Source organism: [Zimmermannella] faecalis ATCC 13722 (assembly GCF_000381765.1).
In the GTDB taxonomy this organism is placed as follows: domain Bacteria; phylum Actinomycetota; class Actinomycetes; order Actinomycetales; family Microbacteriaceae; genus Gulosibacter; species Gulosibacter faecalis.
Genome location: NZ_KB907087.1, coordinates 1 through 24375, shown reverse-complemented (window position 1 = coordinate 24375; position 24375 = coordinate 1). Strand labels below are relative to the sequence as shown.

Below are 24375 nucleotides of genomic sequence, written 5' to 3'. Positions count from 1 at the left end.
CCGCGCCTACTGCGTCTGCGACGGCGGCTGTTGCTGCGGCTGCTGCTGTTGCTGCTGCGACTGCTGTTGCTGCTCGCGGCGCCAGGCCTCTTCGGCTGCGAGCACTCGCTGCGACTGCGGGTCGAGGGGGCGGCCGGTGCGGCGCGCATCCTCGAGCTGCATGCGCGCGGCCGCAACCGTCGCCCGCGCCTGCGCCTCGTACCAGCGGTGCGAGGTGTCATCCTTCGCGGCGCGAACCGCGAGCTTCGAGAGTTCCTCGTGCAGTCCGTTCACGTACTCGTTCGAGACGGCGGGGAGGCGCGGGGTGATCGGTCCGTTCACGGTGTCGATGCGGATGTGCGCCACGCGCGCCGCCCGCTCGAGCAGCGAATTCTTCGCCGTCACCGACTGGATGCGCTCCCCCGGCACCATCGCGACCGACCGCGTCAGCCAGCCTGTGCGAATGTAGACGAGCCCGCCGTCGATCGCGCCGCCGATGAACCGCCAGCTGAACGGATGCAGCCACCACGACCGACCCGGCGCCGGCGTGAACTCAGGGCGCCGGCCCGACTTGAAGCCCGAGTCGATGAGCTGCGCCGTACGCGCGTTCATGTGCATCGGCAGCACGAGCTGCAGCACCCGCTCAACCTCATCGCGCGTACCGACCGGCAGCACGATGTTTCGCTGCAGCGCCTGCTGCTGCTCCTCCGACGTGGTGCCGTGGCGCACATCCGCCCGGTTCACCCGAATCTGGAACCACTTGAACGGACGCCACAGCAGCGGCTGCCGCACGTCGATCGAGTGGATGCGCCCCGGCGGCAGCGTGTCGTTCGTCTGGCTGAGGATTCCCCGGCCGATGCGAAGGCCGTCGGGCGTGCCCGCGATCGTGTACTGCATGTTGCCGACCGCGGTCGCCGCCGCCCCGAGCAGCGTCGCGAAGATGATGACGCCGATCGTTCCGAGCAACACCACCCACCAGATGATGTCGAACTCCAGCGGCACTCCGCGGCGCAGCGCGGCCGCGAGGATCAGGCGCACGATGACGTACGCGATCGCGCCGATCACGAGCATCACCGCGGCCGAGATTAGGCCGCCGAACGCGGTCGTCGCGGCGACGCGGCCCGGCTTCACGCGCACGATCGACTGCTCGGCGACCTGCTCGGCGCTCAGCTCGGGCGCGGTGAAGTCGTCGACCGCACGATCGACGAACGAGCTCAGCGAGCTGCGGCGCGGGGGCGCGGGCTGGGTCGGTTGGCCGGGCTGCTGCGGCTGGCCCGGTGCGCCTTGCTGCGCGGCGGGCTGTCCGGGGGCGGGAGGCTGGGCCTGCGCGGGCGCGCCGCCGGCTTGCTGCTCGGCGAGAGCGCGGGCCTGCTCCGACTTGCGGCGCTTCGCACCCGACGCTCGGCGCAGAATCTCGGCGCGCAGGGCATTCGCCTGGTCCTTGTCGAGGAACTTCAGCGACAGCCCCGACTTGTCGCCGGCGCCCGACGTCTCGAGCGCGGTGAGGTTGAACATGCGCGCGATCATCGGACGGTTCAGGTTCACCGACTGCAACCGGTCGAACCGCACCTGGCGATTCTGTTTATTCAGCACGCCCTTGCGTAGCTCGAACACCTCGCTCGTGAGGCGGAACGACGTGTTGCGGTAGTCGAGCACGACCCACACGATGACGAGCCCGAGCAGCACGACGACACCGACGAGCACGATGGCGAGCACCCAGCCGGGGAGGTCGCCCTCCATGACTCCGACGAACAGGCTGCTGCCGAGCGCGAAGAGCGCCCAGAAGAAGGCGAAGAGGGTGCCGAGGATCGCGTTCCACATCGACAGCTTGTGCAGCCGGTGCCAGTCGCCGTCGGCGAGGTCGGCGAGCGCCGCGCGCTGCTGCGGCGGGAGCTGCTGCTGGGGGTTTTGCTGCTGGTTCGGGAACTGCTGGCCGGGGTGCTGACCCGGGTACTGCTGGTTCGGCTGCGGGCCGGGGTGGCCCTGGAATTGTTGGCCAGGCTGCTGACCGGGGAACTGCTGGTTTGGCCGCTGGCCCGGGTGCGGCTGCGGCTGCTGGCCGTGCGGTGGCTGCCCTTGAGACTGCGGCTGCGCGAACTGCTGCGGTGGCTGGGGCGGCGACTGCCGACCATGCACCTGCTGGTTTGGCTGTTGGTTTGGCTGTTGGCGCTGCGGCGGCTGCTGCTGGTACTGCGCCTGCCACTGGTTCGGCTGCGGCGGGAACTGCTGCCCGGGCTGACCGTTCGACTGGCCGGGCTGCTGCTGCCATTGGTTCTGCCACTGGCCCTGCGGCTGGCCCGCCTGCTCGTGCGCATTCGGCTGCGGCGGCAACCCCGCGCCGGGCGCGTATCCGCCCGCTGGGGGTGCGCCGTGGCGCGGCCGCTTCGGCGTCGACTCGTCGGCCATTACAGACCAGCCCGTCGGGTCTCGGCGACGCGAATGAGGTGGTCGCGCAGCTGGTCAGCCTCGTCGGGCGTGAGGCCGGGGATGCTCACGTTCGTCGACGCGGCGGCCGTGACGGTCGTGAGCGACGCGATGCCGAGCATCCGGTCGAGCAGCCCGCGGCTCACGTCGATCACCTGCAGGCGGCCGTACGGCACGGCGACGAGGCGCCGCGCGATGACGCCGCGCTTGAAGACGAGGTCATCCTGTCGCAGCGCGTAGCCGATGCTGCGCACGCGAATAAACGACATCGGAATCTCGATGGCGCACAGGAACGTGATCACCGCGCCGATCAGCCACCACGGGAACGGATGCGGAATGAACGTCAGCCCGATCGTCACCGCGAGAAAAATCACCGTCCAGATGATGGCTCCCACGAGGGTGCGGAAGGCGAGCTTCGGCGAGATCCGTCGCCACTCGATCTCGGGCTTGTCGGGGTATTGCATCAGGTGCCTCTCGAGCTACGGGCTGATTTGCGCCCACAACCCTACCGACCCGGCCTAACCGGGCGACAGCACCGAGCGAACGACATCCGCCCGCGGGGTGACGGCGATCGAACTTGGGTCTGGTGTTGCCGCTGTGACTCGTGTGGAATTAACACGGATGAGGTCAGGCGGGCCTCATTACCGCACTATTCTTGCGATAATGCAGTGAATACGCGCCTGCGTGCCCCGAGAGAATGGCTACTTCCCCGTGACCCAACCCCTCAACGACTACGGCGGTCTGCTCGAAGAGGCCGAACCCGGCTGGTTCGCGAGCGTCGTCGCGTGGCTCAAGCAGCCCCGAAACCTCGTTGTTGTGGGCATCACGGTGGTCGCCCTTGCGGTCGCCGGCGGCGCGGTCGCGATGCTGCTGCCGCGCGGATCCGACCTGCCCGTCGCCACCGACGGGCCGACCTCATCTGCAACCGCGACCGTCGACCCGACCAAGACGTCGACGCCCACGCCGACGCCCTCGAGCCCGGCAACGCGCACGCCCGTGCCGACCGAGTCGATGCCGCCCGCGCCCGACACCGAGCCGAACGAGGGTGACACCGGTGGGTCTTCGGATGGGACTGGTGGGTCTGGTGGCTCGGGTGGTTCCGGCGGTCCTAGCGACTCGGATGGGTCGGGGAACGTCGCGCCCGCGCCGGTCGAGACGAACGATCCGGCGCCGAGCGATCCGGATCCGACGGAGCCCGACCCCGATCCGAGTGAGTCGACGCCCGGAGACGGTGGCAGCGGCGACGACACCGAAGACCCGAGCACCCCGCCGGAGGACGGCGACGACGGTAGCGACGCCGAGGCGCCGGGCAGCGGCGAGGCCGAACAGCCTGGTCCGTCGACGAACTAGCGGGGGGCCGTTAGCCCGCGGCTGGCAGGGCGAACTCGCGAACGAGCTCACGCGCGGTCGGCGCGTGGCTCGACCCCGCGCATCCGCCCGCGAACTCGCGGCTTAACCCGCCGTCGGCAGCGCGTCGCTCGCCGACTCGGCGCCGTCATCGGGCGGCAGGGCGCACCACGACTCGGCGATGATGCCCGCGATGAGCAGCAGCGCGGCGCACACGAGCGAGAACACGGCGATCGGCATGCCCGCGCCGACGACGGTGCGTGAGGCGAGCCACAGCACGGTCGCCGCGCACGCCCCCGCGAAAATGCTGCCGCCGAGGCTCGACGCCTTCGCGAGCGCGAGCGCAAACGTCGCCCGCTGCGAATCGACCCGACGCCGCGCGACCTCGCGCCAGTGCGCCGAGTCGTCGCCCCGCGCATCCTCCCGCCGCCCGGCATCGCGCCGATGCGCCTCGTTCGCGTCGCGCACCGCCTGCGTGTAGCGGCGCACCGGCCACGCGAGCGCGAGCGCGACGGCGCCGATCACGACGAGCGTCACGCCGAACGGGATGCTCGGCACGAGGGTCGCCGAGCCGCCGGCGGTGATCCACGACTGCAGCGCCCACATGACGACCGCGGCCGCGACAAAAAGGAGTACGAGTCGCCAGGGGCTGGTGCGGGTCATCCGCGATACCTCTCGACGTGATCCGACGCGTTCGCGAGCAGCTCCCGCACCGCGCCGCGGCCCGGCAGCGACGCCTCGGGCTCAATCTCGAACCACGGCGCGAGCACGAACGCTCGCTCGAACGCGCGCGGATGCGGCAGCTCAAGCGTCGCGTCGTGCAGCACGAGCCCGCCGTGCTCGATGATGTCGAGGTCGAGGGTGCGACTGCCCCAGCGTTCCGCGCGCACGCGGCCGTGCCCGTTCTCGATCTGCTGCAGGCGGTCGAGCAGGTCGTGCGGCTCGAGGCTCGTGTGCACCGCCATCACCGCGTTGAGATACGCGGGCGCCGACTCGTCGACGCCATGCGTCGTGAGCGCCGGCGTCTCGTACAGGCTCGAGCGCAGGTGCGGCCAGACGCCGTCGAGCGCCTCGATCTCGTCAAACGCGTCGCGCAGCGTCGCCTCGCGGTCGCCAAGATTCGCGCCGAGCGCGATGACCGCGCGCGCCGCCGGACGCCGCGACTCCACCGGCCGCGGACCCTCCGGCCGATACCGCAAAATCGAAATCAGCACGTCGTCGAAGCGCAGCTTCACGGGCGCCTGCGGCTTGTGCACCGTGATGCGCACCGCCTGCGGGCCCGCGAACGCAAACGTCACCGCCGCCAGCCGCTCGGCGAGCGTCTCGAGCAGATCGACCGGCTCCCGCATCGCCACCTCATAGAGGGCGCGCATGAGGTGGCCGTAGTGCACCGTCTGGTCGATCTCGTCGGCGGCCGCCGCCGCGCGCGTATCCAGCCACACCTCGGCGTCGATGAAGAAGTCCTGCCCGTTCGCGCGCTCGTGCGCGAACACGCCGTGGCGGCCGTGCACGTGCAGGCGGTCGATGAAAATCCGGTCGAGCTCAGGGGCCGGGAGGGCCGGATGCGCCGCCGGACCCGGGCGGTTCGGCGTCAGCTGAATCGCGGCCTCGGCGGGGTGGACCGGGGGTGTTGCGGCGGCCTTCGCGGGCTGCGTTTGTGCCGCCGGGTGCTCGACGCGACGGTCGTCGTCGCCGCTCATCGCGCATCCGCCTCGCCGCGCAGGTCGGCGCCGTTCTGCCACGCCGCCACCGTGTCGATCGCCACCTTCGTCGCCGCGACGTTGTGCACGCGAACTCCCCACACGCCGCGCTCGACGCAGAGCGCCGACAGCACCGCGGTGGGCAGATCGCGCGCCGTCACCGGCGCCTCGGCCGGCAGCAGGTCGCCGACGAACCGCTTGCGGCTCACGCCGATGAGCACCGGATGCCCGAGTCCCTGCAGCTTCGGCAGCTGGTTGAGCACGGCCCAGTTGTCGTCGCGATCCTTCGCGAAGCCGAGGCCCGGGTCGAGGATGATGCGGTCGCGCGCGATGCCCGCCGCGACCGCCCGGTCGCGCATCTCGGTGAGCTCGCCGATGATCTCGGCCGCCGCGTCGTCGTACTCGGCGAGGTCGTTCATGACGACCGAGTGCCCGCGCCAGTGGCTCAAAATGTAGCGGGCGCCGCGCTCGGCGACCAGGGCGAGCATCCGGTCGTCGGCCATGCCGCCCGAGACGTCGTTGATGATCACGTCGCCGAGGTCGAGGCACGCCGCCGCCGTGTCGGCATACATCGTGTCGACCGACACCGCGATGCCGTCGCGCACGAGCTGCCGCACCACCGGAAGCACGCGCGCCTGCTCCTCCTCTTGCGGCACGCGCTCAGCGCCCGGACGAGTCGACTCGCCACCCACGTCAATGATCGTCGCGCCCTGCGCCACGAGGCGATACGCGCGCTCGAGGGCGCTCGCAGTGCGGGCCTCGGGGGTGTCGCTGTCGAGCGTGCCGCCGTCGCTGAACGAGTCGGGCGTGACGTTGAGCACCCCCATGATCTCGGCGGTGCTCGGATCGATCGTGACTTCTGCGGTGAGGGCGAGCTCGGTCATGTGCTCATTGTCTCGCACTTGGATGCGCGCGGCACCGGTTGCGTGGGTGTGGGCCCCTACTCGCCGCGGTCGGTGGCGCCGAGCGCGATGAGGCGCAGCACCTCGGCCCGCGCGTCGGGGTTGTTGAACGCACCGCGGGTGGCGAAGGTGACCGTCTCGGAATCCGCCTGCCGCGGACCCCGGTCAGCAACGCATCCCTGCCGCGCCTCAAGCACGGCGATGGCGCCGCGGGCGTCGAGCCCCGTCATCACCGCGTCGACGAGGTCATCGCCAAGCTTCTCCTGCAGCGTCGGCCGGCTCGACAGCGTCTCAACGAGGTCGTAGAGCCGCCCGAACCCGATGATCGAGTCGCCCGGCAGATACGCGAGCTGCACCCAGCCGTCGAACGGCAGCAGGTGATGCTCGCACATCGAGCGAAAACGGATGTTCCGCAGCAGCACGGCCTGCGACGCATCAGCAACCGCGTCGTCACCAGCGCCTGAGCCCGCCTCCACAGCAGCAGACTCCGAGGCCTCCGAGGGCTCCTCCAACGAGATCCGCCCCTCAACCAGCGGCGTCACGGCGTCAGCGCCAACCCCGGAGAACAGCTCCCCCGCAGCCGCGGCAACGCGCGCGGGCGTGCGCGCGAACTGCGGCGAATCGGGGTCGAGCCCGCAGGCGGCAAGCAGCTCCCGCACGGCCTCGCGGGCGCGCGCTTCGTCGACCGCCATGGCTACGAGAGGGGTCCGGGCCGCTGCGGGCCGTCGGGGTTCTCGATTCCGGGGCCGTCGGGCGCACCGGGACCGCCGGGCGCGGTCGGCCCGCGCGGCGGCTCCGGCCGGTCAATGCCAGGTCCGACGGGCGGGATCGGCCCGAGCGGCGACTCGGGGCGATCGAGCCCGGGCTCGACGTCGGTGACGCCACCCGCGTGACTCGACGGCGCCTCAACGCCGCTCGCCGGCAGGTGCGGCTTCAGCGGAACCGGCGGCCGCGAGCTCACGGGCCGGTCGGGGCTCGAGAGCCACTGCGGGCGCTCGGGCAGCTTCTGAATGTTCACGAAGATCTCTTCGAGGCGCTCGTGCCCGATCGTCTCGACCTCGAGCAGCTCGGCCGCAAGCCGGTCGAGCACGTCGCGGTTGTGCGACAGCACCCACCAGGCCTCCTGCTGCGCCTGCTCGAGCAGCCCCTGCACCTCGCGGTCGACCGAGAGCGCCGTGTTGTCGGAGTACGGCGAACCGTGCGTCTGCGAGTACGGCGACTCGCCCTCGCCGTCGCCGAGCTTGATCGCGCCGACCGAGTTCGACATGCCGTACTCGGTGACCATCTTTCGGGCGGTCTTCGTCGCCTTCTCGATGTCGTTTGAGGCGCCGGTCGTCGGGTCGTGGAACACGATCTCTTCGGCGATGCGCCCACCCATCGCGTAGGTGAGCTGGTCGAGCAGCTCGTTGCGCGTCACCGAGTACTTGTCTTCGAGCGGCACGACCATCGTGTATCCGAGCGCGCGACCGCGCGGCAGAATCGTGATCTTCGTCACCGGGTCGGTGTGCCGCAGCGCCGCCGCGGCAATCGCGTGTCCACCCTCGTGGTACGCGGTGATGAGCTTCTCCTGGTCGTTCATGACGCGGCTGCGACGCTGCGGACCGGCGATCACGCGGTCGATCGCCTCGTCGATCGCGCGCGCGTCGATGATCTGCGCGTTGAGTCGCGCCGTGAGCAGCGCGGCCTCGTTGAGCACGTTCGCGAGGTCGGCGCCGGTGAAGCCTGGAGTCTTGCGCGCGACGACCGAGAGGTTGACGTCGTTCGCGATCGGCTTGCCCTTCGAGTGCACCTCGAGAATCTTGCGACGACCCTCGAGGTCGGGCGCGTCGACGCCGATCTGCCGGTCGAAGCGGCCGGGGCGCAGCAGCGCCGGGTCGAGCACGTCGGGGCGGTTCGTCGCCGCAATGAGAATGACGTTCGTCGTCGCGTCGAAGCCGTCCATCTCGACGAGCAGCTGGTTCAGCGTCTGCTCGCGCTCGTCGTTGCCGCCGCCCATGCCGACGCCACGCTGGCGACCGACCGCGTCGATCTCGTCGATGAAGATGATCGCCGGCGCGTTCTGCTTCGCCTGCTCGAACAGGTCGCGCACGCGGCTCGCACCGACGCCGACGAACATCTCGACGAAGTCTGAACCCGAGATCGAGTAGAACGGCGTGCCCGCCTCGCCCGCGACCGCCTTCGCGAGCAGCGTCTTACCCGTGCCAGGAGGGCCGTAGAGCAGCACGCCCTTCGGGATCTTCGCGCCAACGGCGAGGAACTTGTCGGGCTCCTTCAAGAAGTCCTTGATCTCGGCGAGCTCCTCAAGCGCCTCGTTCGCGCCCGCGACGTCGGCGAACGTCACCTGCGGGTCTTCCTTATTCACGAGCTTCGCGCGCGACTTGCCGAACTTCATCATGCCGCCGGCCCCGCCGCCCTGCATGCTCGAGAGCACGATCCACACGAAGAAGCCGATCAGCACGAGCGGCAGCAGCAGGCTCAGCGCGGTGCTGAACCAGTTCGGGCCGGGCACCTCGTCGTTGAAGTTCTCTGAGATATCCGCGTCGTCGACCGCGCTCACGACCGTGTCGGCGCGCGCATCCACGAAGTAGAAGTGCGCGTGCTGCCCGTACTCCTCGTTCGCCTCGACGAACTCGATGTTCACCCGGTTGTCGCCCTCGACGATCGACACCGTCTTGAGCTTGTCATCCTTCAGGATCTCGAGGCCCTGCTGCGTCGTGACCTCGGTGTTGCCCTGCTGGTTGATGAGGCTGAAGCCGATTCCGATCACGATGACCGCGAGCAGCACGATCGTGATCGGGCTCTTCAGGAGTTTCTTCAAGGTGTTCATGCGGGCGAGCGACCTCGCTGCCTTTCGTGTGGCGGTGCCGAAAGTCGGCAAACGGATGCCCGGGGCGGCAACGTCGCCCGCGGTGCGCAGTTGCGCAAAGCTTACTCGGGCGAGGTTTGGCGGCTCCTGCCCGTTCGCGGTGCGCGGACTCGGTGTGAAGTGAGCGCGGATGGGCGGGTCGCGACTCTTGCCGGAGCCGAAGGGGGATACGCGCGGCTGAGGAAATGCGCGGCCACGTGCAAGGAGCTCACCGGCCGGGCCTGTAGCGTGGCCGGTAGCACGCTCCCCGTTCGAGCACCACCCCCTCCCCCCTAACTGATCGGAATTGTCATGCCCGCTTTCACCGCCCCCTCGGCACTCCGGCGAGGTTCGCGATGAAGATGGCCGAGCTCGCGCAGCGCTCGGGGCTCAGCGTTGCGACGATCAAGTTCTACATTCGCGAGGGGCTCGTGCCGTCGGGCGAACGCACGAACGTCAACCAGGCGGCGTACAGCGAGTCGCACGTCACGCGACTTCGGCTCATCCGCGCGCTCACTCAGGTCGCGCGGCTCTCACTCGAGCAGGTGCGCGAGGTGCTCTCGGAGACCGACGAGTTCCCGACCCTGCGCGACGCGATGGGATACGCGCAAGACCTCGTGATCGGCGAGGTCACGACCGAGCCCGAGTACTCCCCGACCGCCGTCGCCACGCTCGAGGCGGCCGTCAAGGAACGAAAGTGGGAGATCGAGCGCGACGGCAAGTCGTACGCCTCCGCGGTGCGGGCCATCGAGGCACTCGAGCTCGAAGGCGTCGGCGAGATCCTCGCCGCGATCCCCGAGTACGCGAAGGCCGCCGACGAGGTCGCCCGCATCGACCTCTCGGCAATGGCCACGATCGTCGAGCTCGATGCGCTCGACGACACGATCCGCAGCGTCGTCGTCGGCCTCGCGCTGCGCGACCCGCTCATGCGCGCGCTCACGCTGCTCGCGCAGCACCACCACCAGGCGCTCATGTAGGCGGGATGCGCCGGGCGGCCGGCCGCGCGTATCCGGTCGCGTGCCCGCCCGCTGCTCGCGCGTATCCGCCCGCCGATACCGCGCATCCGCCCGCCTCTCCACGCGCCGACGCACCTCACGTCGGCGCGTGTTTTTTGTACCCGGATCAGCACTTCAACCGCCCGCTCCGCGCCCCGTTCAGTCAGCCCTCAGCAAAAGTCTCTTGACTTCAAGATAAATAGGGCGCATGGTGTTTTTAGGTAAGGCTTACCTAAAGAAGTCTCCTAACCAATTCTCCGCAACAGGAAGGGGCACCATGACGACAGAAGTGCAGCGTCTCGCAGAATTCGTCGACCGCGCATCGTTCGACGACATCAGCCCAGAAGCGGTCGAGCAGCTGAAGATCCGCATTCTCGACACCCTCGGCGTCGCCATCGGCGCGCTCGACGCCGACACGATGGTCGCGATCCGCGACCTCATCGACGAACTCGGCGGCACGCCCACCGCCACTCTCATCGGCGGCGGCAAGACCTCCCCCGAACGCGCCGCGTTCTACAACAGCGGCCTCAGCCGCTACCTCGACTTCATGGACTCGTACCTCGCCAAGGGCGAGACGAACCACCCGAGCGACAACTTCGGCGCGACCCTCGCCGCCACCGAGTCGGTCGATGCAAGCGGCAAGGAACTCATCACCGCCTTCGCGATCGCCTACCAGGTGCACGCCCGCCTCTCCGACGTCGCCCCGGTGCGCGCGAAGGGCTTCGACCACACCGTGCAGGGCTCGTACGCCGCGGCCGCAACCGCAGCGAAGGCACTCCGCCTGCCGGTCGACCAGATCGCGAACGCCATCGCCATCTCGGGCACCGCGAACAACGCCCTGCGCGTCACCCGCACCGGCAACCTCAGCCACTGGAAGGGCCTCGCGTACCCGCAGGTCTCGAAGGAGGGCACGTTCGCCGCCCTCCTCGCCTCGAAGGGCATCACCGGCCCCGAAGAGGTCTTCGAGGGCAACAAGGGCTTCCGCGACTCGATCGCCGGCGACTTCGAGCTCGACTGGTCGAAGGAAAACCTCGAGGTCGTGCGCAAGGGCATCATCAAGAAGCACAACGCCGAGATCCACTCGCAGTCGGCACTCGACGCGGCCCAGGACATCCGCAAGCAGCCCGGCTTCGACCCCGCGAAGATCGACCGCGTGCACCTGCGCACCTTCGACGTCGCCTACTCGATCATCGGCGGCGGCGAAGAGGGCGACAAGCGCTCGATCCGCACGAAGGAAGAGGCCGACCACTCGCTGCCGTGGATGGTCGCGGTCGTGCTGCTCGACGGCGAACTCAACCCCGCCCAGTACGCGCCCGAGCGCATCGTCGCCGACGATGTGCAGGAGCTCATGCGCAAGGTGACGATCGAGCCCGACGACGAATTCTCGGCCCGATTCCCCGACGCGATGCCCGCCGATCTCACGGTGACGCTCGCCGACGGTACCGAGCTGCGCAGCGAGAAGGACTCCTACGAGGGATTCCACACGAACCCGCTCACGTGGGAGAAGGCGCGCACCAAGTTCGACGCCCTCACCTCTCCCTTCGCGTCGCAGGAACTGCGCGACGAAATCGCCGACGTCGTGCACAAACTCGACGAGCTGCAGGTGAGCGAACTCACCGCCCTGCTCGCGAACGTGCGCCGCGAACGCGCGTAGGTCGCGCATCCGCCCCTCCCCGGGGCCCGACTTCACCAGAACTAGTAATAAGGAGCAGCCTCATGCCTAACGAGATTCCATTCGACGTCGCCTTCAACTTCGTGCCGCGCGCGAAGCGCCCCGAGAAGCCCCGCAGCTTCGGCCTCACCGAAATTCGCGCGCCCTACTACGCGAGCTTCGGCACCCGCCACCTGCAAGACGTGTTCGACGTCGCCCACAACTGGGTCGACGGCATCAAGTGGGCTGGCGGCTCGTTCGCCCTCGTGCCGCCCGAGCAGGTGCGCGCGTTCTCGGACATCGCGCACGAGAACAATGCCTACGTCTCGTCGGGTGGCTGGATCGAGACCGTGCTGCGCTACGGCGACGACGCGGTCGACCACTACCTCAAGGAGGCGAAGGAGGTCGGCTTCGACGTCATCGAAATCTCGACCGGCTTCATCATGCTGCCCACATCGGGCCTGCAGCGCCTCGTCGAGAAGGTGACGAAGGCCGGACTCAAGGCGAAGCCCGAGCTCGGCATTCAGATCGGCTCGGGCGGCGACTCGGGCGAGGCCGAGCTCGCGGCCGAAACGAAGAAGGACGTCGGCGACCTCATCGACCGTGGCAAGGCCGCGCTCGAGGCCGGCGCGTCGATCATCATGATCGAGTCGGAGGGCATCACCGAGAACGTCACCGAGTGGAACACCGGCGCCGCCGCGTCGATCATCAACGGACTCGGCCTCGAGAACGTGATGTTCGAAGCCGCCGACGGCCCCGTCTTCGAGTGGTACATCAAGAACTACGGCAACGAGGTCAACCTCTTCGTCGACCACTCGCAGATTCTGCAGCTCGAGGGCCTGCGCCAGAACATCTGGGGCAATAAGTCGACCTGGGGCCGCGTGATCAACCCCGCGTAGGGGCCGCGACGCTCAGGAAATAAGCCCCGCGGGCCTCAGACTGCACGGAGTCTGGGGCCCGCGGTCTTTTTTTTGCTGGGCGCATGGGTTGTCGCAAATGCCCCGTTGTGAGGGGTTGTGGCCGTGCTTTTCTGCCAAGCCATGCGCGGATGCGCGGGGCGGGCTGGGCGAGACGGGCGCGGATGCGCGAGCCCGGGGCCCGCGGCGCCCGCTACGGCAGCGAGGCGGCCGGGTGCACGCCCGGAATCGCGAGGCGCGCGACGAGGTCGAACACGACCTCCTGCATCGCGGCGCCCGCGGCCGTCGGGCGAACGTTCGTGCGGCGCGCAAGGTTCGCGGTGCGCGAGAGGGCCGGCTCGACGAGCCGGGTCGCTCGCAGCTCGGGGCGGTTCGCGACGATCATCGCCGGCACCACCGCGACGCCGATCCCGCGCTCGACGAACCGGAGTACCGCATCCATCTCGGCGCCCTCGACCGCGATGCGCGGGCGCAAGCCCTCGGCGGCGAACGAGGCGTCGGTCGCGATGCGCAGGTCGTAGGTGCGGTTGAACACGACCTGCGGCAGCTCGGCGAGCTGCGCGAGGGTGAGCTCGGCGGGGTCGTCGTCGAAGCCGGGCAGCGGCCGCGCCGACGACGACACGACGACGAGCTCCTCGGTGAGCAGCTCGACGAGCTCGGTTCCCGGCTGCGGCGGCACCGAATCGCGGGTCACGACGAGCGCGAGGTCGAGCTGGCCCTCGTTCAGTGCGACGACGAGGTCTTCGTTGCCGGCCTCGGTGACGAGCAGCTCGACGCCCGGATGCGCGGGGCTGAACCGCGCGAGCGCGTCGGCGAGAATCGACACGCAGAGCGTCGGTGGCGCGCCGATGCGCAGGCGCCCGCGTCGCAGGCCCGCGAGCTCGTCGATTTCGCGACGGGCGAGGTCGGCGTCGGCGAGCATCCGCCTCGCGAAGGGCAGCAGGGTCTCGCCCGCGTTCGTGAGGTCGGCGCCGTTGCGGCCGCGCTGGAACAGTTCGGCGCGCACGTCGCCCTCGAGCGCCGCGATCTGGCGCGAGAGCGACGGCTGCGAAACGTAGAGTTCCTCGGCCGCCGCCGTGAACGTGCCGAGGCGCGCGACCGCCTCGAACGACCGCAACTGCTCAAGCTTCATGGCCATAGCGTATCCGCATAGCCGCCAGAGCAGGAAGTCATTAGACGTATAGTTTAGGCCGACCTAACCTGGCGAGCATGGCAGCAATTACGGAGCATCCAGAACGTCTTCTCACCACCTCGGTCCTCGTGATCGGCACCGGCGGCGCCGGCCTGCGCGTGTCGATCGAGCTCGCGCAGCGCGGCATCGAGGTACTCGCGGTGGGCAAGCGTCGCAAGCACGACGCGCACACGACCCTCGCCGCGGGCGGCATCAACGCCGCGCTCGGCACGATGGACCCTGAGGACTCCTGGCAGCAGCACGCCGCCGACACCCTGCGCGAGTCGTACTACCTCGCGAACCCCGAGATCGTCGAAACCGTCGCGAAGAATGCAGCCCAGGGCATCCAAGACCTCGTCGACTGGGGCATGCCGTTCGCGCGCGAAGCCGACGGCCGCATCTCGCAGCGCTTCTTCGGCGCGCACAAGTACCGCCGCACCTGCTACGCCGGCGACTACACCGGCCTCGAGATTCAGCGCACGCTCATGCGTCGCGCCGACGAGGTTGGCGTGCCCGTCGTCGACACGATCTACATCACGCGCATCCTCGTCGCCGACGGTGCCGTGTTCGGCGCCTACGGCTTCGACATCGTGACCGGGCAGCCCGTGCGCATCAACGCCGACGCGGTCGTGCTCGCCGCCGGCGGCCACACCCGCATCTGGCGCTACACGTCGTCGCGCCGCGACGAAAACACGGGCGACTCGTTCCGCCTCGCCGCCCTCGCCGGCGGCAAGATTCGCGACGCCGAGCTCGTGCAGTTCCACCCCTCGGGCATCCTCGAGCCCGACGACGCTGCTGGCACCCTCGTGTCCGAGGCCGCGCGCGGCGAGGGCGGCGTGCTGCGCAACTCGCTCGGCGAGCGGTTCATGGAGAAGTACGACCCCGAGCGCATGGAACTCTCGACCCGCGACCGCGTCGCGCTCGCGAACTACACCGAGATCGCCGAGGGGCGCGGCACCGAAAAGGGCGGCGTCTACCTCGACCTCTCGCACCTGCCGCGCGAGACGATTCTCGAGAAGCTGCCGCGCGTGTACCGCACGCTCATCGACCTGCAGATGCTCGACGTCACCGAGCAGCCGATCGAGATCGCACCGACCGCGCACTACTCGATGGGTGGCGTGTGGGTGCGCCCCGACGACCACGGCACCGGCGTCGACGGGCTCTACGCGATCGGCGAGGCCTCGTCGGGCCTGCACGGCGCGAACCGCCTCGGCGGCAACTCGCTCATCGAGTTGCTCGTGTACGGACGCATCACCGGCGAAGTCACCGCCGAGTACGTGAAGCAGAAGGTGGATGTGCACCGCGACCCCGCCGTCGTGGCCGAGGCGCGCGCCGAGATCGAAGGATTCCTCGGCGGCGAGGGTCTCGAGGTGCCGCGACGCCTGCAGCGCGAGCTGCGCAACATCATGACCGAACACGCCGGCGTCGTGCGCACCGAAGAGGGGCTCCGCGAGGGGCTCGAAAAGCTTGGTCGCCTCGAGGAGCGTGCGAAGAACGTCACCGCGCACCCCGACATCGCCGGCTTCGACGACCTCGCGCACGCCTTCGACCTGCTCGGCTCGCTGCTCGCGGCGCGCGCCACGCTTGAATGCGCGCTCGAGCGTCGCGAGACCCGCGGCTGCCACAACCGCGCCGACTTCCCGCAGCAAGACCCCGAGATGAAGGGGAACATGGTCTGGTCGCCCACCGAGGGCGTCGTGTTCGAGCAGCTGCCGGATGCGCCCGAGTCGTTCGCCGCACTCGCAAACGAGGGCATCAGCGATGCGGTCGAGGGGAAGCTCGTGGAGTAGCCGCTCCTCTTATATAGGCGGCACCGCCGGCGCAGCCAGGGTTCGATGGGGAATCCCTGGGGGCGCTGGCGGTGCTTTTTGCTTGGGCAGACCCGGCCGCAGGCATCCGGTGCGGTTGGTGGCATCGAGTGGGTGCATCCTGCGGCGGTCGGGTGCATGGCGTGCGGTACCGCCGGTCGCCGGGCGATACCGCCACTCACGCCGGCGCCGACGCCGCAGTCGGATGCGCGGGCAGAGGCGCAAGCACGTGCGCAGCCTGCGGGCACTTGGCCATGTGACCCGAGCGTGCCCATATTATTCGCAGATTTTTGCGAGATTAGTGGTGCATATACCCCCATGACCGCTAGACTAAATTCATCGAAGCCGCGTCGAAGGCTCTTGATTTACTTCTTTTAGTCGAATCAGTGTCCGATGAATCTGCGAATCGAGGTGATCCCGATGGCCGCAACCGAACCGACGCAGGGCCCTGCAGAGAGCCGCGAAGACCCGGCCGACACTGCGCTGCGCGCGGCGCTTGAACAGTTCCATCGCGACCGCCGCGAGCAGTCACGCATCGACGCATCCCACTTCGTCACGTACGCGACCATTTACGACGCCGCGAGCGCGCACACCGATCGCGAATGCTCCCCCACGACCTCGGCGACCGAGCGCGCCGAGCGGTTCGCGTGGAACCTGCGCTCGGTCGCAGGCGAGTTCACCGTATCCAAGCAGCTGACCGACGGCGCCCTCATCAATCGGGCACACAACGCGCACACGCTGTTCGAGAAGTTTCCCGCGTGGCACGCGGCGCTCGCCGCCGACGAGGTGCAGGTCGGGCACGTGCACGTCGTGCTGCGGTGCCACACGCCGGTGTCCGACGAGCACCTCGAGCGGTTCGGGCGCGAAGTGCTCACGTACGCGCGCGAACACACCGTGAGTTCGACCGAGTCGTTCGCGAAGCAGCGTGCCGCGAGCCTCATGCGCGGCGAGTTTGAGAAGGCGTTCACCGTCGAGCACGAGCAGCGGCGCATCACGGTGCAGCACACCGAGCACGGCATGTGCCACCTCACCGCCTACCTTTCCTCAGCGGTGGGCGAGGCGATTCACGACCTCCTCACGGTGCAGGCCAAGGAGCTCATCGCGCAGGCTCGTGCCGAGGCAACCGAGCGCCGCAGCGAGCCGGGCTTCGAGGCGGATAGGCGCACGCTCGACCAACAGCGCGCCGACATCTTCGCTGACACGATGCTCACCGCGACGCCCCAGGCGATTCTCGACGGCTCGAACGCGGGCGCCGCCCGTCTTCGTGCAGTCGTGAGCATTACGACGCCGGTGCTCGCGCTGCTCGATCCACGGCTGCGCGACCCGTTCCACCGCATGGGCGGGTCGGACACTGCGGCCGGCATCGCGATGCTCAACGGCATCCAGCCCATGAGCGCTGCCGAGGCACGTGCGTTCGCGGCCAACGGTGAGCTCGAGCGGATCCTCACCGATCCCATCACCGGCCACGTCATCACGGCCGATCGCTACGAGCCCACCACCTCGCTGCGCCGCTACCTGCGGGCGCGCGACGTCACGTGCCGATTCCCCGGCTGCCGCCGCCCCGCCGTTCGCTGCGAGACCGACCACACGACGGCCTGGCACGAAGGCGGCTCAACCTGCCCCGGCAACCTCGCCCACCTGTGTCGCGTGCATCACGTTCAGAAGCATCAGAAACCGTGGCAGGTACGGCACCTCGGCGGCGGCCGGCTCGAGTGGATCAGTCCCCTCGGCCAAGTCATCTGCACCGTTCCCGAGCCGCCAGGGCCCAGATTCGTCGAGGTGCATGATCCACCGCCCTTCTAAGGGTGTGCCGGCCCCGGCCATTTCCGAAGCCGCGCGTTCGCACCCCGACACCCCCGGTCACTCCTCCTCGCCCGCTTGGGTCTCCCGCCTCGGTTCTCGCCGAAGCGCTGGTTGCGGTGGGACAGAGAATTAGACGCGCGGATCTCTCACGGACAGCGGAAGTGTGCACCCGCAAGGCTTCCGGTGAAAGCAACCGTCACCGAAGTTTCTGAAGTGGCGGAAACCCAAGAGGTATTAGATGTCACGTCCGTTTGCACTGTTTCAACTCGAACTGTGATTGGCCCTGGTGAAGACAGCAGCAAGGAGAGCAAGTCGCCAAGCACGCTTCCGGACATCAAATAGTTAGTGCTACTAGTTGTCTCGCTAGTCGTGGTGGAGCCCTTTGTAAAGTTCACCCGATACGACACTGACATCCCGGGCAATAGAGGGGTCGGCTCCGGCCAATACAAATATGCGTCGTAATAGCGCAAGAGCAGGACCCAATGTTCCCTCTGCTCGCATTGGATCTGGGTGACCCGCGGCACTGTGCCGGCTTGGAGGGTGCCGGTGGCGATTTCGGCGTCGGTCCAGGCGGCGACGGTGTCGCGCGGGGTTGGAACAAGCAGTCCGGCGCCGAGTCCGACCGCGGTGATGACGGCGGCCACTCGGGTGAGCCGCAGCTTGGGGTCTTCGGGACGCTGGGGAGAGTGAATATCCACGCGACGGCGGCGGGCACGCGCCGCGAGTGCGAGGCCGATCGTGACAAGCACGGCCCCGAGGCCGAGCATCCATGCCGGTGTTCCGCCCGTCGCGGGCAACGTCGTGAGGGGGTTCTCGGGCGCCGCGACGAGGTCGTCGCCCATGCCGGTCGCACGGATCAGCACCGACACCGAACCCGACGCATCCTCGGGAATCGTCGCGGTCACGAGCACCCACCGCGCCTGGTCGGCAGGCAGCGTGAGCAAAGGGTGCGGGTCGGCACCGAGCAGCGACGCGGCCGGCGCGTTCACGCCCACTTCCTCGCCCGAGCACACGCCGTCGATCCACTGCACGGTGCAGGCGCGAAACTCGAGGTCGAGCCCCAGCTCCGCCGAACCCGACGCCTCGGCCGTGACGTCGATCGTGCCCGGATCCTGCGTATCCGCCTCGACCCCAACCTGCCAATAGGCGGGCACGCCCGGGCGCATCGACTGCATGGCGGCGAAGTCACCGATCGACGTGAGCCGAATGACATCGCCCTCGATCACCGTCGTCGACTCGCCCGCCGCAATCGCCGGCGGCGGCGCCGCGACCGCAACGAGCAGTCCGGCGCCGCCAGCAAGAGCAACCATGGCGGCGACGTGGCGTCCGCGGCGACGGCCGGTCGGGGCAGCGTCGGGCTCCTCAGTGCCCTCGGTTACCTCTGCATCTTCGGCACCCTCGTCACCCTCGGCTTCGCTCCTCGCCCGCGGCCAGAACGCCCACGTCACGAGCACCGAAGCGGCAACCGTGATGCCGCCAAGCACGAGCGGATTCGAGAACCAGACGATCACGTTCGCGAGCCCCGGCACCGAGAACATCACGATGTCGACAGTCTCAATGACGTAGGGGTTCGGATCGTCCTGCACATTCGCGTCACCGCGCATCGTGATGGTGCGCGCGTTCGCGACGTCGGCGTCCGCGACCGACGTGACCCGGTGCGTGACCGGGAGCTGGCCCGGCCGCTCGACCGTGACCACGTCGCCCACCTCGACCTCCGAGGCAGGAATCTCGCGCACGAGCGCCGCCGAGCCCGCGGGAATCGTCGGCGACATCGACCCCGTCTTGAACATGATGACCGACACGTTGAACAACATCGCCGCCACGAACAGCACAATGCAGGCCAGCCCGCCGAGGGCGAGCACGCTCAACAGCGTCTCGCCCACGGCGCGGCTGAACCTACGGCTCGTTCGCGAAGCGGTCAACGGGAGTAGCGGGGACTAGAGCGATGTGGTCGACTCTGCGTTGAATGTAAAGGTCACGGTACCGGTTTCACCCTGCAGGAGGTCAGAGCCCGCGGTTACACGGATGCAGATGTTCTGCGTTTCGTCGTGAGCGTCGAGGGAGAACGACTCGGGGTCGTCAGTGCCCGTGAAGGCCGCAGCGCTGCACCCCGCGGCAGAATCGACGAACGCGTGGCTCACCGCGAGGTGTCCATCCTCATTGACGAGCTGCGATTCGATATCAACCTCGGCCGCATACGTCGACGTCTGGCTCAACCGCACGGCGTAGTTCGCGTAAACGACGTCGCCCGGTGTGAGGTTATCGGCGCCCACCGAGAAGTCGAGCGTGGCAGCAGGACCGTCGGTCGGGTGATTCGCGAACGTCGTGCCATCTTCCGAGCCTTCGATACCGAATTCACCGGCCTTGAAGTTGCCCTGCGCCCACTCAGAATCATTCCAAGCCGCGAGCGTGACGACCGCACCGACGCCGAGCACGAGCCCGCCCGCGAGAATTGCGCGGCCCTTCGTGAACAACGAACCGGTGGACTTCGATGAATTTGCCATGGTTTCCTCCCGTAGGAATTCGTGATGTGAGGTGATGAGAGTTGGTCTGTGGTCGCCCTCAGGCCGAAACGGGATGCGCGTCCTCGCGTACCACCGCGGGCTCGGCGTCGCCCTCGGTAGTCGAGGTCGGAGCAGCCTCGCCCGCATCCGCAGCGCCGGCAACGTCTCGGCCAGGCTCGGGAACGCGCCTTCGGGCGACCTCCCCGGCCCCGCGTATCCGGTCGCGCAGCCCGGTCGCCATCGCCGACCAGGTGCGGTCACGCACGAAGATTGAGTCGATCGCGATCATCGACAGCGAGAACCACGGCAGTCCCATGAGCACGGCGATCGCGACGTGGAACGAGAGAATCGCCGCGAGCCCCACGATGCGAGTCGGCCGCGTCAGCAGCATGAACGGGAACGAGAGCTGCATAATGATCGATCCCCACGCCGCGAGCGTCACGATCGGGCCCCACGCCGTCACGAGATCGCTCAACCACGGCCACGTGCCGAACCGGTCGGTCATGAGCGGGTCGTACACGGCCCAGCCGTGCTGCCACGGCGCGCCGCCCGCCTTATAGAGGGCGCCCGACACGTACACGAACGACACCTGCGCCGTGAGCACCACCAGCACGAGGTTGTGCAACAGGTTCTGAATCTGCTGCCAGTTCTGCCGACGTTGCCGAGCCCGCCGGCCCTTCGGCTCCCGCGTATCCGCCCTCGCCCGGCGCCGCGCGTCAAGCGACCAACGCCCCGCGCAGTCCGAGAAGAGCAGGAAGAACAGGGCGATGCGATACATGTTGTCGCCCTGGTCACCGAGCATGTCGTTCGCCTCGATGAAGCTCACCCAGAGCACGAGGAACACCGGATGCACGAAGCGGGTTCGCCACCCGAGCGTGAACAGCACCGCGAGCAGCAGCAGCGCGAGGTACAGCGCGGTATAGACGGCGTCGTTCGGCATCGCCGCGTGGAACGCGCTGAACAGCCAAATGTGCGGGAAGTCGCTCTTCGCCGAGATTCCCTCGCCGTTCCAGAGCGACCCGCTGCCGAACGAATACAGGCGCGTCGACCAGTTCGACAGCAGCAGGCCAACGGCCGAAAGGCCAAGCAGGATGCGCGTCACGGCAAGTCCGTACCGCGCCTTCTTCGAGTCGAGCAGCCAGTCTTCTGCGAGCCGGTAGCCGTTCGAGACGATGCGCCCGGCGCCGCCCGCGAGCGATCGCGCGCCGTCGCCGAAGAACGCAGCAATCGCGACGCCGAGCCGCCGCACGGCCGTGGTGAAGTCGCTCATTCCTGCATCCCCTCGTACGTGTCGAGGAACACCTCGGCGAACGCCTCGTCGGATTGCCCCTCGTTGCGCACGAGACCGCGCCAGCCGGGAGTCAGCACGGTCGCCTGCGGCAGCTGAGCGTCGGGGTCGTTGCGGTCTTCGAACGGCACCACGTTCTGTCGCGTCACCTCGTACTGCACGCGCACGACGTCGTCGCCAAACACGGCGAGCGCCACCTGCGTCGCGTACGCGGTCGCCTGGTGCTCGGCAGGCATGTACGCGTCGACCAGATCCGTTTCGCCGTACGTGTCGAGCTTGTCTTCGAGGCGCTGCTCGAAGTCGTCCTCGAAATAGTTGAGCTGCACGATCACCTGGTGGTCGGCGGTGATCGCGTCGTACTGGCTCTTGTATTCGCTTGCGACCTGCGACGACTGGATGCCCGCCCGCGGCGGGAACAGGTTGTACTGCAGCATCGACAGCTCAACCGCGGTCGCATCAACCCACTCGGTCTCGACGAGTTCGCCGGCGTCGTCTGGCACCAGCGCTCGCACCTTGAACACGTAGTCGCCGTTGATCGGGGCGGGCGCGAACACGCTCCACGACTGGCCGAAGAACGGAATCATGTAGCTCGTGAGCGCGTTGCCCGGCACGACCTCGCGGGCGGGCGAGGTCGGCGCGATCCAAAGGAACGACGCGAACACGTGCCACGCCGTGAGCATCGACGCGACGACAAGCACGACGCGCACGATCGGCGACCGTTTCTTAGTGGAGTGCTGCTCGGACATGGCTCGGGGTTTCTCTCGCGGGGGTGAGAATGAGGCGGGCGGCGGGATGCACCGCCCACCCCATCTCGTGGACTACTTCACGTGGCGACCGGAGACCGAACGTCGCGTGAGGTAGAGGTAGGCGCCGGCCGCGAGCAGCAGCCCGGCGACTGCGAGACCACCAAGTGCTCCGTCGGCACCCGTCGCGGCGAGGTCATCGCCCGCTCCGGGGTTTGCCGCCGCGTTTCCGGATCCGCCAGCGTTTGCGGCCGTGTCGGTGCTCGCGCTGCTGCTCGAGCTGCCCGAGGCAGCACTGCTTGCGCTACCCGAGGCGCTGGATGCGCTGTCGCTCGTCGCGCTGCTCTCCGCGGCATCCGCTGCGGCCGAGTTGTCGGCATCGGCTGAGGTGTCCGCGGTGGCGGAGCTGTCGCCGGTCGCGGTTTCGCCCGAGGTTGCGGTGTCGGAGTCGCCCGGCGTTGCCGAGTCAGAGTCACCTGGAGTTGCGGTGTCCGAGTCACCCGAGGCCGCCGCATCCGAGTCGCCCGAGGTTGCCGCATCGGAGTCACCTGGAGTTGCACTGTCGGAGTCACCGGAGCTCGCCGAGTCCGATGTTGCTTCCGAGCTCGCGTCGCTCTCGGCGGTGGCGGTGTCATCGCCCGTCGAGTCGGTCGCCGCGTCGGAATCCGGGTCGGCTGTGGCGTCGGCGTCGTCTGTGGCCGCTGCGACGATCGTGAAGGTCGTCGTGTCGTCCGAGAAGACGTCGGTGGCGTAGGCCTCGTAGGTGCCAGGCTCGACATCAGTGAAGACCACCGACCAGGTGCCGTCGGGCGCCGCGGTCGTCGTGATGCCGTCGCCGACCAGGGCGAACAGCTGCACGGTGTCAGCGGCTTCAGGCTGGCCGTCGTCGAGCGTGACGGTGACCGTCGCGCCCGGCTCCGCGGTACCGCGGACCGTGACGTCGCCCGCCTCGAGCTCCGCGCCGTCTTCAGGCGAGGTGATCACGACCGGCGCGCGGTCGGGATCAGCCGATGCGTCCGAGTCCGCCGAGGTGTCAGGGTCGGTCGCCGCGTCAGGGTCGGTCGACGCGTCTGCGGCCGCAGCCGAGGAGGCGTCGGTCGAAGCGTCCGCGTTCGAGGCTGCTGCCGAAGCTGCGTCGGCCTGCACGTCGGCGTCCGAGGCAGCCGAAGCTTCCGCGGCGCTCGAGCTCGAGGCGTCGGACTCTGCCGCGGCCTGCGCCGCCGCGCTTGCCGCAGCGTTCGCGTCGGTTTCGGCCGACGACGATGCGGCGCTCGAAGCATCCGCGGTCGCTGCCGACTGGGCGGCCGCGTTCGCGGTCGCGTCAGCCGAGGCGGATGCGGCCGAGGTCGCGTCCGCGAGAGCAGCGGCTTCCGCAGCGGCCTGGGCGGCGGCGTTGGTGTCGCTGTCAGCCTGGGCGGATGCCGAGGCCGAAGCCGAAGCGTTCGCGTTCGCGTCTGCCGTGGCGGCCGCGTCGGGGTCGGCCGACGCATCGGGATCGGCAGCTGCGTCAGGGTCGGCAGCCGCGTCAGGGTCGGCAGCCGCGTCAGGGTCGGCAGCAGCGTCAGGGTCGGCAGCTGCGTCAGCATCCGCCGCGGCCTGCGCCGACGCGTCGTTCGACGAGTCCGCGTTCGCGGCAACTTCGGCTGCCGCGGCCGCATTGGCGTCCGCCGACGTCGAGGCCGACGCCTCCGAGTCGGAGTCCGCAGCCGAGTTCGCTGCAGCCTGCGCCGAGGCCTGCGACGCCGCGTTCGGGTCGCTCGACGCATCCGCAGAAGCGGTCGACGAGGCGTCCGCGGTTGCGGCGACCTCAGCAGCAGCCTGAGCCGTCGCGTCTGCCGCAGCCGACGCGACCGAGTCCGCGTCTGCCATCGCGGCAGCCTGCGCCGCCGCCTGGGCAGCTGCGTTCGCGTTCGAATCCGCGTTGGCGGAAGCCGAAGCAGACGCCGAGGCGTTCACGTTCGCGTCCGAAGCCGCAGCAGCATCAGGATCCGCGGCAGCATCCGGGTCCGCAGCAGCATCCGGGTCCGCAGCCGCATCCGGATCAGCCGCCGCATCCGGATCAGCCGCCGCGTCAGGGTCGGCAGCAGCGTCAGGGTCAGCAGCCGCGTCAGGGTCGGCAGCAGCATCTGAGTCCGCCGCGGCCTGCGCCGACGCGTCGTTCGACGAGTCCGCGTTCGCCGCGACTTCGGCTGCCGCAGCAGCGTTGGCGTCCGCCGACGTCGAGGCCGACGCCTCCGAGTCGGAGTCCGCAGCCGAGTTCGCTGCAGCCTGCGCCGAGGCCTGCGACGCCGCGTTCGG

20 protein-coding genes are annotated in these 24375 nt (G+C 68.9%); 6 read left to right on the top strand and 14 right to left on the bottom strand.

Annotated features, from left to right (window positions below; all coding sequences use genetic code 11):
- Positions 1 to 6: 6 nt before the first annotated feature.
- Complete coding sequence (locus tag G328_RS0113185) at positions 7 to 2385, bottom strand: PH domain-containing protein (protein WP_026339909.1); 2379 nt, start codon at positions 2383 to 2385, stop codon at positions 7 to 9.
- Entirely contained in the window at positions 2385 to 2867 is a 483-nt protein-coding gene (locus G328_RS0113180) for a PH domain-containing protein (protein WP_019619825.1), read from the bottom strand. Before G328_RS0113180 ends, G328_RS0113185 begins: the two co-directional genes overlap by 1 nt.
- A gap of 247 nt (positions 2868 to 3114) precedes the next feature.
- Here G328_RS0113180 and G328_RS0113175 point away from each other — a divergent pair, with 247 nt between their 5' ends.
- Positions 3115 to 3753, top strand: coding sequence for a hypothetical protein (locus tag G328_RS0113175; RefSeq protein WP_026339907.1), 639 nt, complete (start codon positions 3115 to 3117; stop codon positions 3751 to 3753).
- Between the two features lie 102 nt (positions 3754 to 3855).
- Here G328_RS0113175 and G328_RS16055 read toward each other — a convergent pair whose 3' ends face one another.
- The 5 genes from G328_RS16055 to ftsH are packed head-to-tail and all read right to left on the bottom strand — an operon-like array spanning position 3856 to position 9179.
- Positions 3856 to 4413: a DUF3180 domain-containing protein gene (locus G328_RS16055; RefSeq protein WP_019619824.1), complete on the bottom strand. Its 558-nt coding sequence runs from the start codon at positions 4411 to 4413 to the stop codon at positions 3856 to 3858.
- Complete coding sequence (folK, locus tag G328_RS15485) at positions 4410 to 5450, bottom strand: 2-amino-4-hydroxy-6-hydroxymethyldihydropteridine diphosphokinase (RefSeq protein ID WP_019619823.1); 1041 nt, start codon at positions 5448 to 5450, stop codon at positions 4410 to 4412. The genes G328_RS16055 and folK overlap by 4 nt, the downstream gene beginning before the upstream one ends.
- Positions 5447 to 6334 (bottom strand): dihydropteroate synthase, encoded by an 888-nt coding sequence (gene folP, locus G328_RS0113160; RefSeq protein ID WP_019619822.1) that lies wholly within the window; start codon positions 6332 to 6334, stop codon positions 5447 to 5449. Before folP ends, folK begins: the two co-directional genes overlap by 4 nt.
- 56 nt (positions 6335 to 6390) lie before the next feature.
- Complete coding sequence (gene folE / locus G328_RS0113155) at positions 6391 to 7044, bottom strand: GTP cyclohydrolase I (RefSeq protein WP_019619821.1); 654 nt, start codon at positions 7042 to 7044, stop codon at positions 6391 to 6393.
- A gap of 2 nt (positions 7045 to 7046) precedes the next feature.
- Complete coding sequence (gene ftsH / locus G328_RS0113150) at positions 7047 to 9179, bottom strand: ATP-dependent zinc metalloprotease FtsH (protein WP_019619820.1); 2133 nt, start codon at positions 9177 to 9179, stop codon at positions 7047 to 7049.
- A 374-nt stretch (positions 9180 to 9553) separates the two neighbouring features.
- Here ftsH and G328_RS0113145 point away from each other — a divergent pair, with 374 nt between their 5' ends.
- The 3 genes from G328_RS0113145 (at position 9554) to G328_RS0113135 (ending at position 12742) form a co-directional block, all read left to right on the top strand.
- A complete protein-coding gene (locus G328_RS0113145) occupies positions 9554 to 10174 on the top strand; it encodes a MerR family transcriptional regulator (protein ID WP_019619819.1) in 621 nt (206 codons plus the stop codon).
- Positions 10175 to 10469: 295 nt separating this feature from the next.
- Entirely contained in the window at positions 10470 to 11846 is a 1377-nt protein-coding gene (locus G328_RS0113140; protein ID WP_019619818.1) for an MmgE/PrpD family protein, read from the top strand.
- A 62-nt stretch (positions 11847 to 11908) separates the two neighbouring features.
- Entirely contained in the window at positions 11909 to 12742 is an 834-nt protein-coding gene (locus G328_RS0113135) for a phosphosulfolactate synthase (protein ID WP_019619817.1), read from the top strand.
- 211 nt (positions 12743 to 12953) lie between these two features.
- Here the strand turns inward: G328_RS0113135 and G328_RS15480 are convergent, their stop codons facing one another.
- The gene (locus tag G328_RS15480; protein ID WP_019619816.1) at positions 12954 to 13892 is read right to left on the bottom strand and encodes a LysR substrate-binding domain-containing protein; all 939 of its coding nucleotides are present in this window, start codon (positions 13890 to 13892) and stop codon (positions 12954 to 12956) included.
- A 77-nt stretch (positions 13893 to 13969) separates the two neighbouring features.
- On the opposite strand from G328_RS15480, the gene G328_RS0113125 reads away from it, so the two are divergent.
- Complete coding sequence (locus G328_RS0113125) at positions 13970 to 15721, top strand: L-aspartate oxidase (RefSeq protein ID WP_026339904.1); 1752 nt, start codon at positions 13970 to 13972, stop codon at positions 15719 to 15721.
- A gap of 438 nt (positions 15722 to 16159) precedes the next feature.
- A complete protein-coding gene (locus tag G328_RS16050; RefSeq protein ID WP_222828720.1) occupies positions 16160 to 17542 on the top strand; it encodes an HNH endonuclease signature motif containing protein in 1383 nt (460 codons plus the stop codon).
- Between the two features lie 146 nt (positions 17543 to 17688).
- Here the strand turns inward: G328_RS16050 and G328_RS16685 are convergent, their stop codons facing one another.
- From G328_RS16685 to G328_RS16535, 6 genes are all read right to left on the bottom strand, one after another.
- A complete protein-coding gene (locus G328_RS16685; protein WP_019619813.1) occupies positions 17689 to 19425 on the bottom strand; it encodes a S26 family signal peptidase in 1737 nt (578 codons plus the stop codon).
- Between the two features lie 54 nt (positions 19426 to 19479).
- Positions 19480 to 20046 (bottom strand): SipW-dependent-type signal peptide-containing protein, encoded by a 567-nt coding sequence (locus tag G328_RS0113105; RefSeq protein ID WP_019619812.1) that lies wholly within the window; start codon positions 20044 to 20046, stop codon positions 19480 to 19482.
- A gap of 58 nt (positions 20047 to 20104) precedes the next feature.
- Positions 20105 to 21316, bottom strand: coding sequence for an HTTM domain-containing protein (locus tag G328_RS0113100; protein WP_019619811.1), 1212 nt, complete (start codon positions 21314 to 21316; stop codon positions 20105 to 20107).
- Complete coding sequence (locus tag G328_RS0113095) at positions 21313 to 22080, bottom strand: DUF5819 family protein (RefSeq protein ID WP_019619810.1); 768 nt, start codon at positions 22078 to 22080, stop codon at positions 21313 to 21315. Before G328_RS0113095 ends, G328_RS0113100 begins: the two co-directional genes overlap by 4 nt.
- 72 nt (positions 22081 to 22152) lie before the next feature.
- A complete protein-coding gene (locus G328_RS15465; RefSeq protein ID WP_019619809.1) occupies positions 22153 to 23946 on the bottom strand; it encodes a hypothetical protein in 1794 nt (597 codons plus the stop codon).
- A gap of 83 nt (positions 23947 to 24029) precedes the next feature.
- Positions 24030 to 24203 carry a hypothetical protein gene (locus tag G328_RS16535; RefSeq protein ID WP_019619808.1) on the bottom strand — a complete coding sequence of 58 codons (174 nt, stop codon included), beginning with the start codon at positions 24201 to 24203 and terminating at the stop codon, positions 24030 to 24032.
- Positions 24204 to 24375: the final 172 nt, after the last annotated feature.

What these genes read in the sequence shown, in the direction of transcription:
- G328_RS0113185 (WP_026339909.1), bottom strand. Translation starts at nt 2,385, where the DNA reads ATGGCCGACGAGTCGACGCCGAAGCGGCCGCGCCACGGCGCACCCCCA.
- G328_RS0113180 (WP_019619825.1), bottom strand. Translation starts at nt 2,867, where the DNA reads ATGCAATACCCCGACAAGCCCGAGATCGAGTGGCGACGGATCTCGCCG.
- G328_RS16055 (WP_019619824.1), bottom strand. Translation starts at nt 4,413, where the DNA reads ATGACCCGCACCAGCCCCTGGCGACTCGTACTCCTTTTTGTCGCGGCC.
- folK (WP_019619823.1), bottom strand. Translation starts at nt 5,450, where the DNA reads ATGAGCGGCGACGACGACCGTCGCGTCGAGCACCCGGCGGCACAAACG.
- folP (WP_019619822.1), bottom strand. Translation starts at nt 6,334, where the DNA reads ATGACCGAGCTCGCCCTCACCGCAGAAGTCACGATCGATCCGAGCACC.
- folE (WP_019619821.1), bottom strand. Translation starts at nt 7,044, where the DNA reads ATGGCGGTCGACGAAGCGCGCGCCCGCGAGGCCGTGCGGGAGCTGCTT.
- ftsH (WP_019619820.1), bottom strand. Translation starts at nt 9,179, where the DNA reads ATGAACACCTTGAAGAAACTCCTGAAGAGCCCGATCACGATCGTGCTG.
- G328_RS0113145 (WP_019619819.1), top strand. Translation starts at nt 9,554, where the DNA reads ATGAAGATGGCCGAGCTCGCGCAGCGCTCGGGGCTCAGCGTTGCGACG.
- G328_RS0113140 (WP_019619818.1), top strand. Translation starts at nt 10,470, where the DNA reads ATGACGACAGAAGTGCAGCGTCTCGCAGAATTCGTCGACCGCGCATCG.
- G328_RS0113135 (WP_019619817.1), top strand. Translation starts at nt 11,909, where the DNA reads ATGCCTAACGAGATTCCATTCGACGTCGCCTTCAACTTCGTGCCGCGC.
- G328_RS15480 (WP_019619816.1), bottom strand. Translation starts at nt 13,892, where the DNA reads ATGAAGCTTGAGCAGTTGCGGTCGTTCGAGGCGGTCGCGCGCCTCGGC.
- G328_RS0113125 (WP_026339904.1), top strand. Translation starts at nt 13,970, where the DNA reads ATGGCAGCAATTACGGAGCATCCAGAACGTCTTCTCACCACCTCGGTC.
- G328_RS16050 (WP_222828720.1), top strand. Translation starts at nt 16,160, where the DNA reads ATGGCCGCAACCGAACCGACGCAGGGCCCTGCAGAGAGCCGCGAAGAC.
- G328_RS0113105 (WP_019619812.1), bottom strand. Translation starts at nt 20,046, where the DNA reads ATGGCAAATTCATCGAAGTCCACCGGTTCGTTGTTCACGAAGGGCCGC.
- G328_RS0113100 (WP_019619811.1), bottom strand. Translation starts at nt 21,316, where the DNA reads ATGAGCGACTTCACCACGGCCGTGCGGCGGCTCGGCGTCGCGATTGCT.
- G328_RS0113095 (WP_019619810.1), bottom strand. Translation starts at nt 22,080, where the DNA reads ATGTCCGAGCAGCACTCCACTAAGAAACGGTCGCCGATCGTGCGCGTC.
- G328_RS15465 (WP_019619809.1), bottom strand. Translation starts at nt 23,946, where the DNA reads ATGGCAGACGCGGACTCGGTCGCGTCGGCTGCGGCAGACGCGACGGCT.
- G328_RS16535 (WP_019619808.1), bottom strand. Translation starts at nt 24,203, where the DNA reads ATGCTGCTGCCGACCCTGACGCGGCTGCTGACCCTGACGCTGCTGCCG.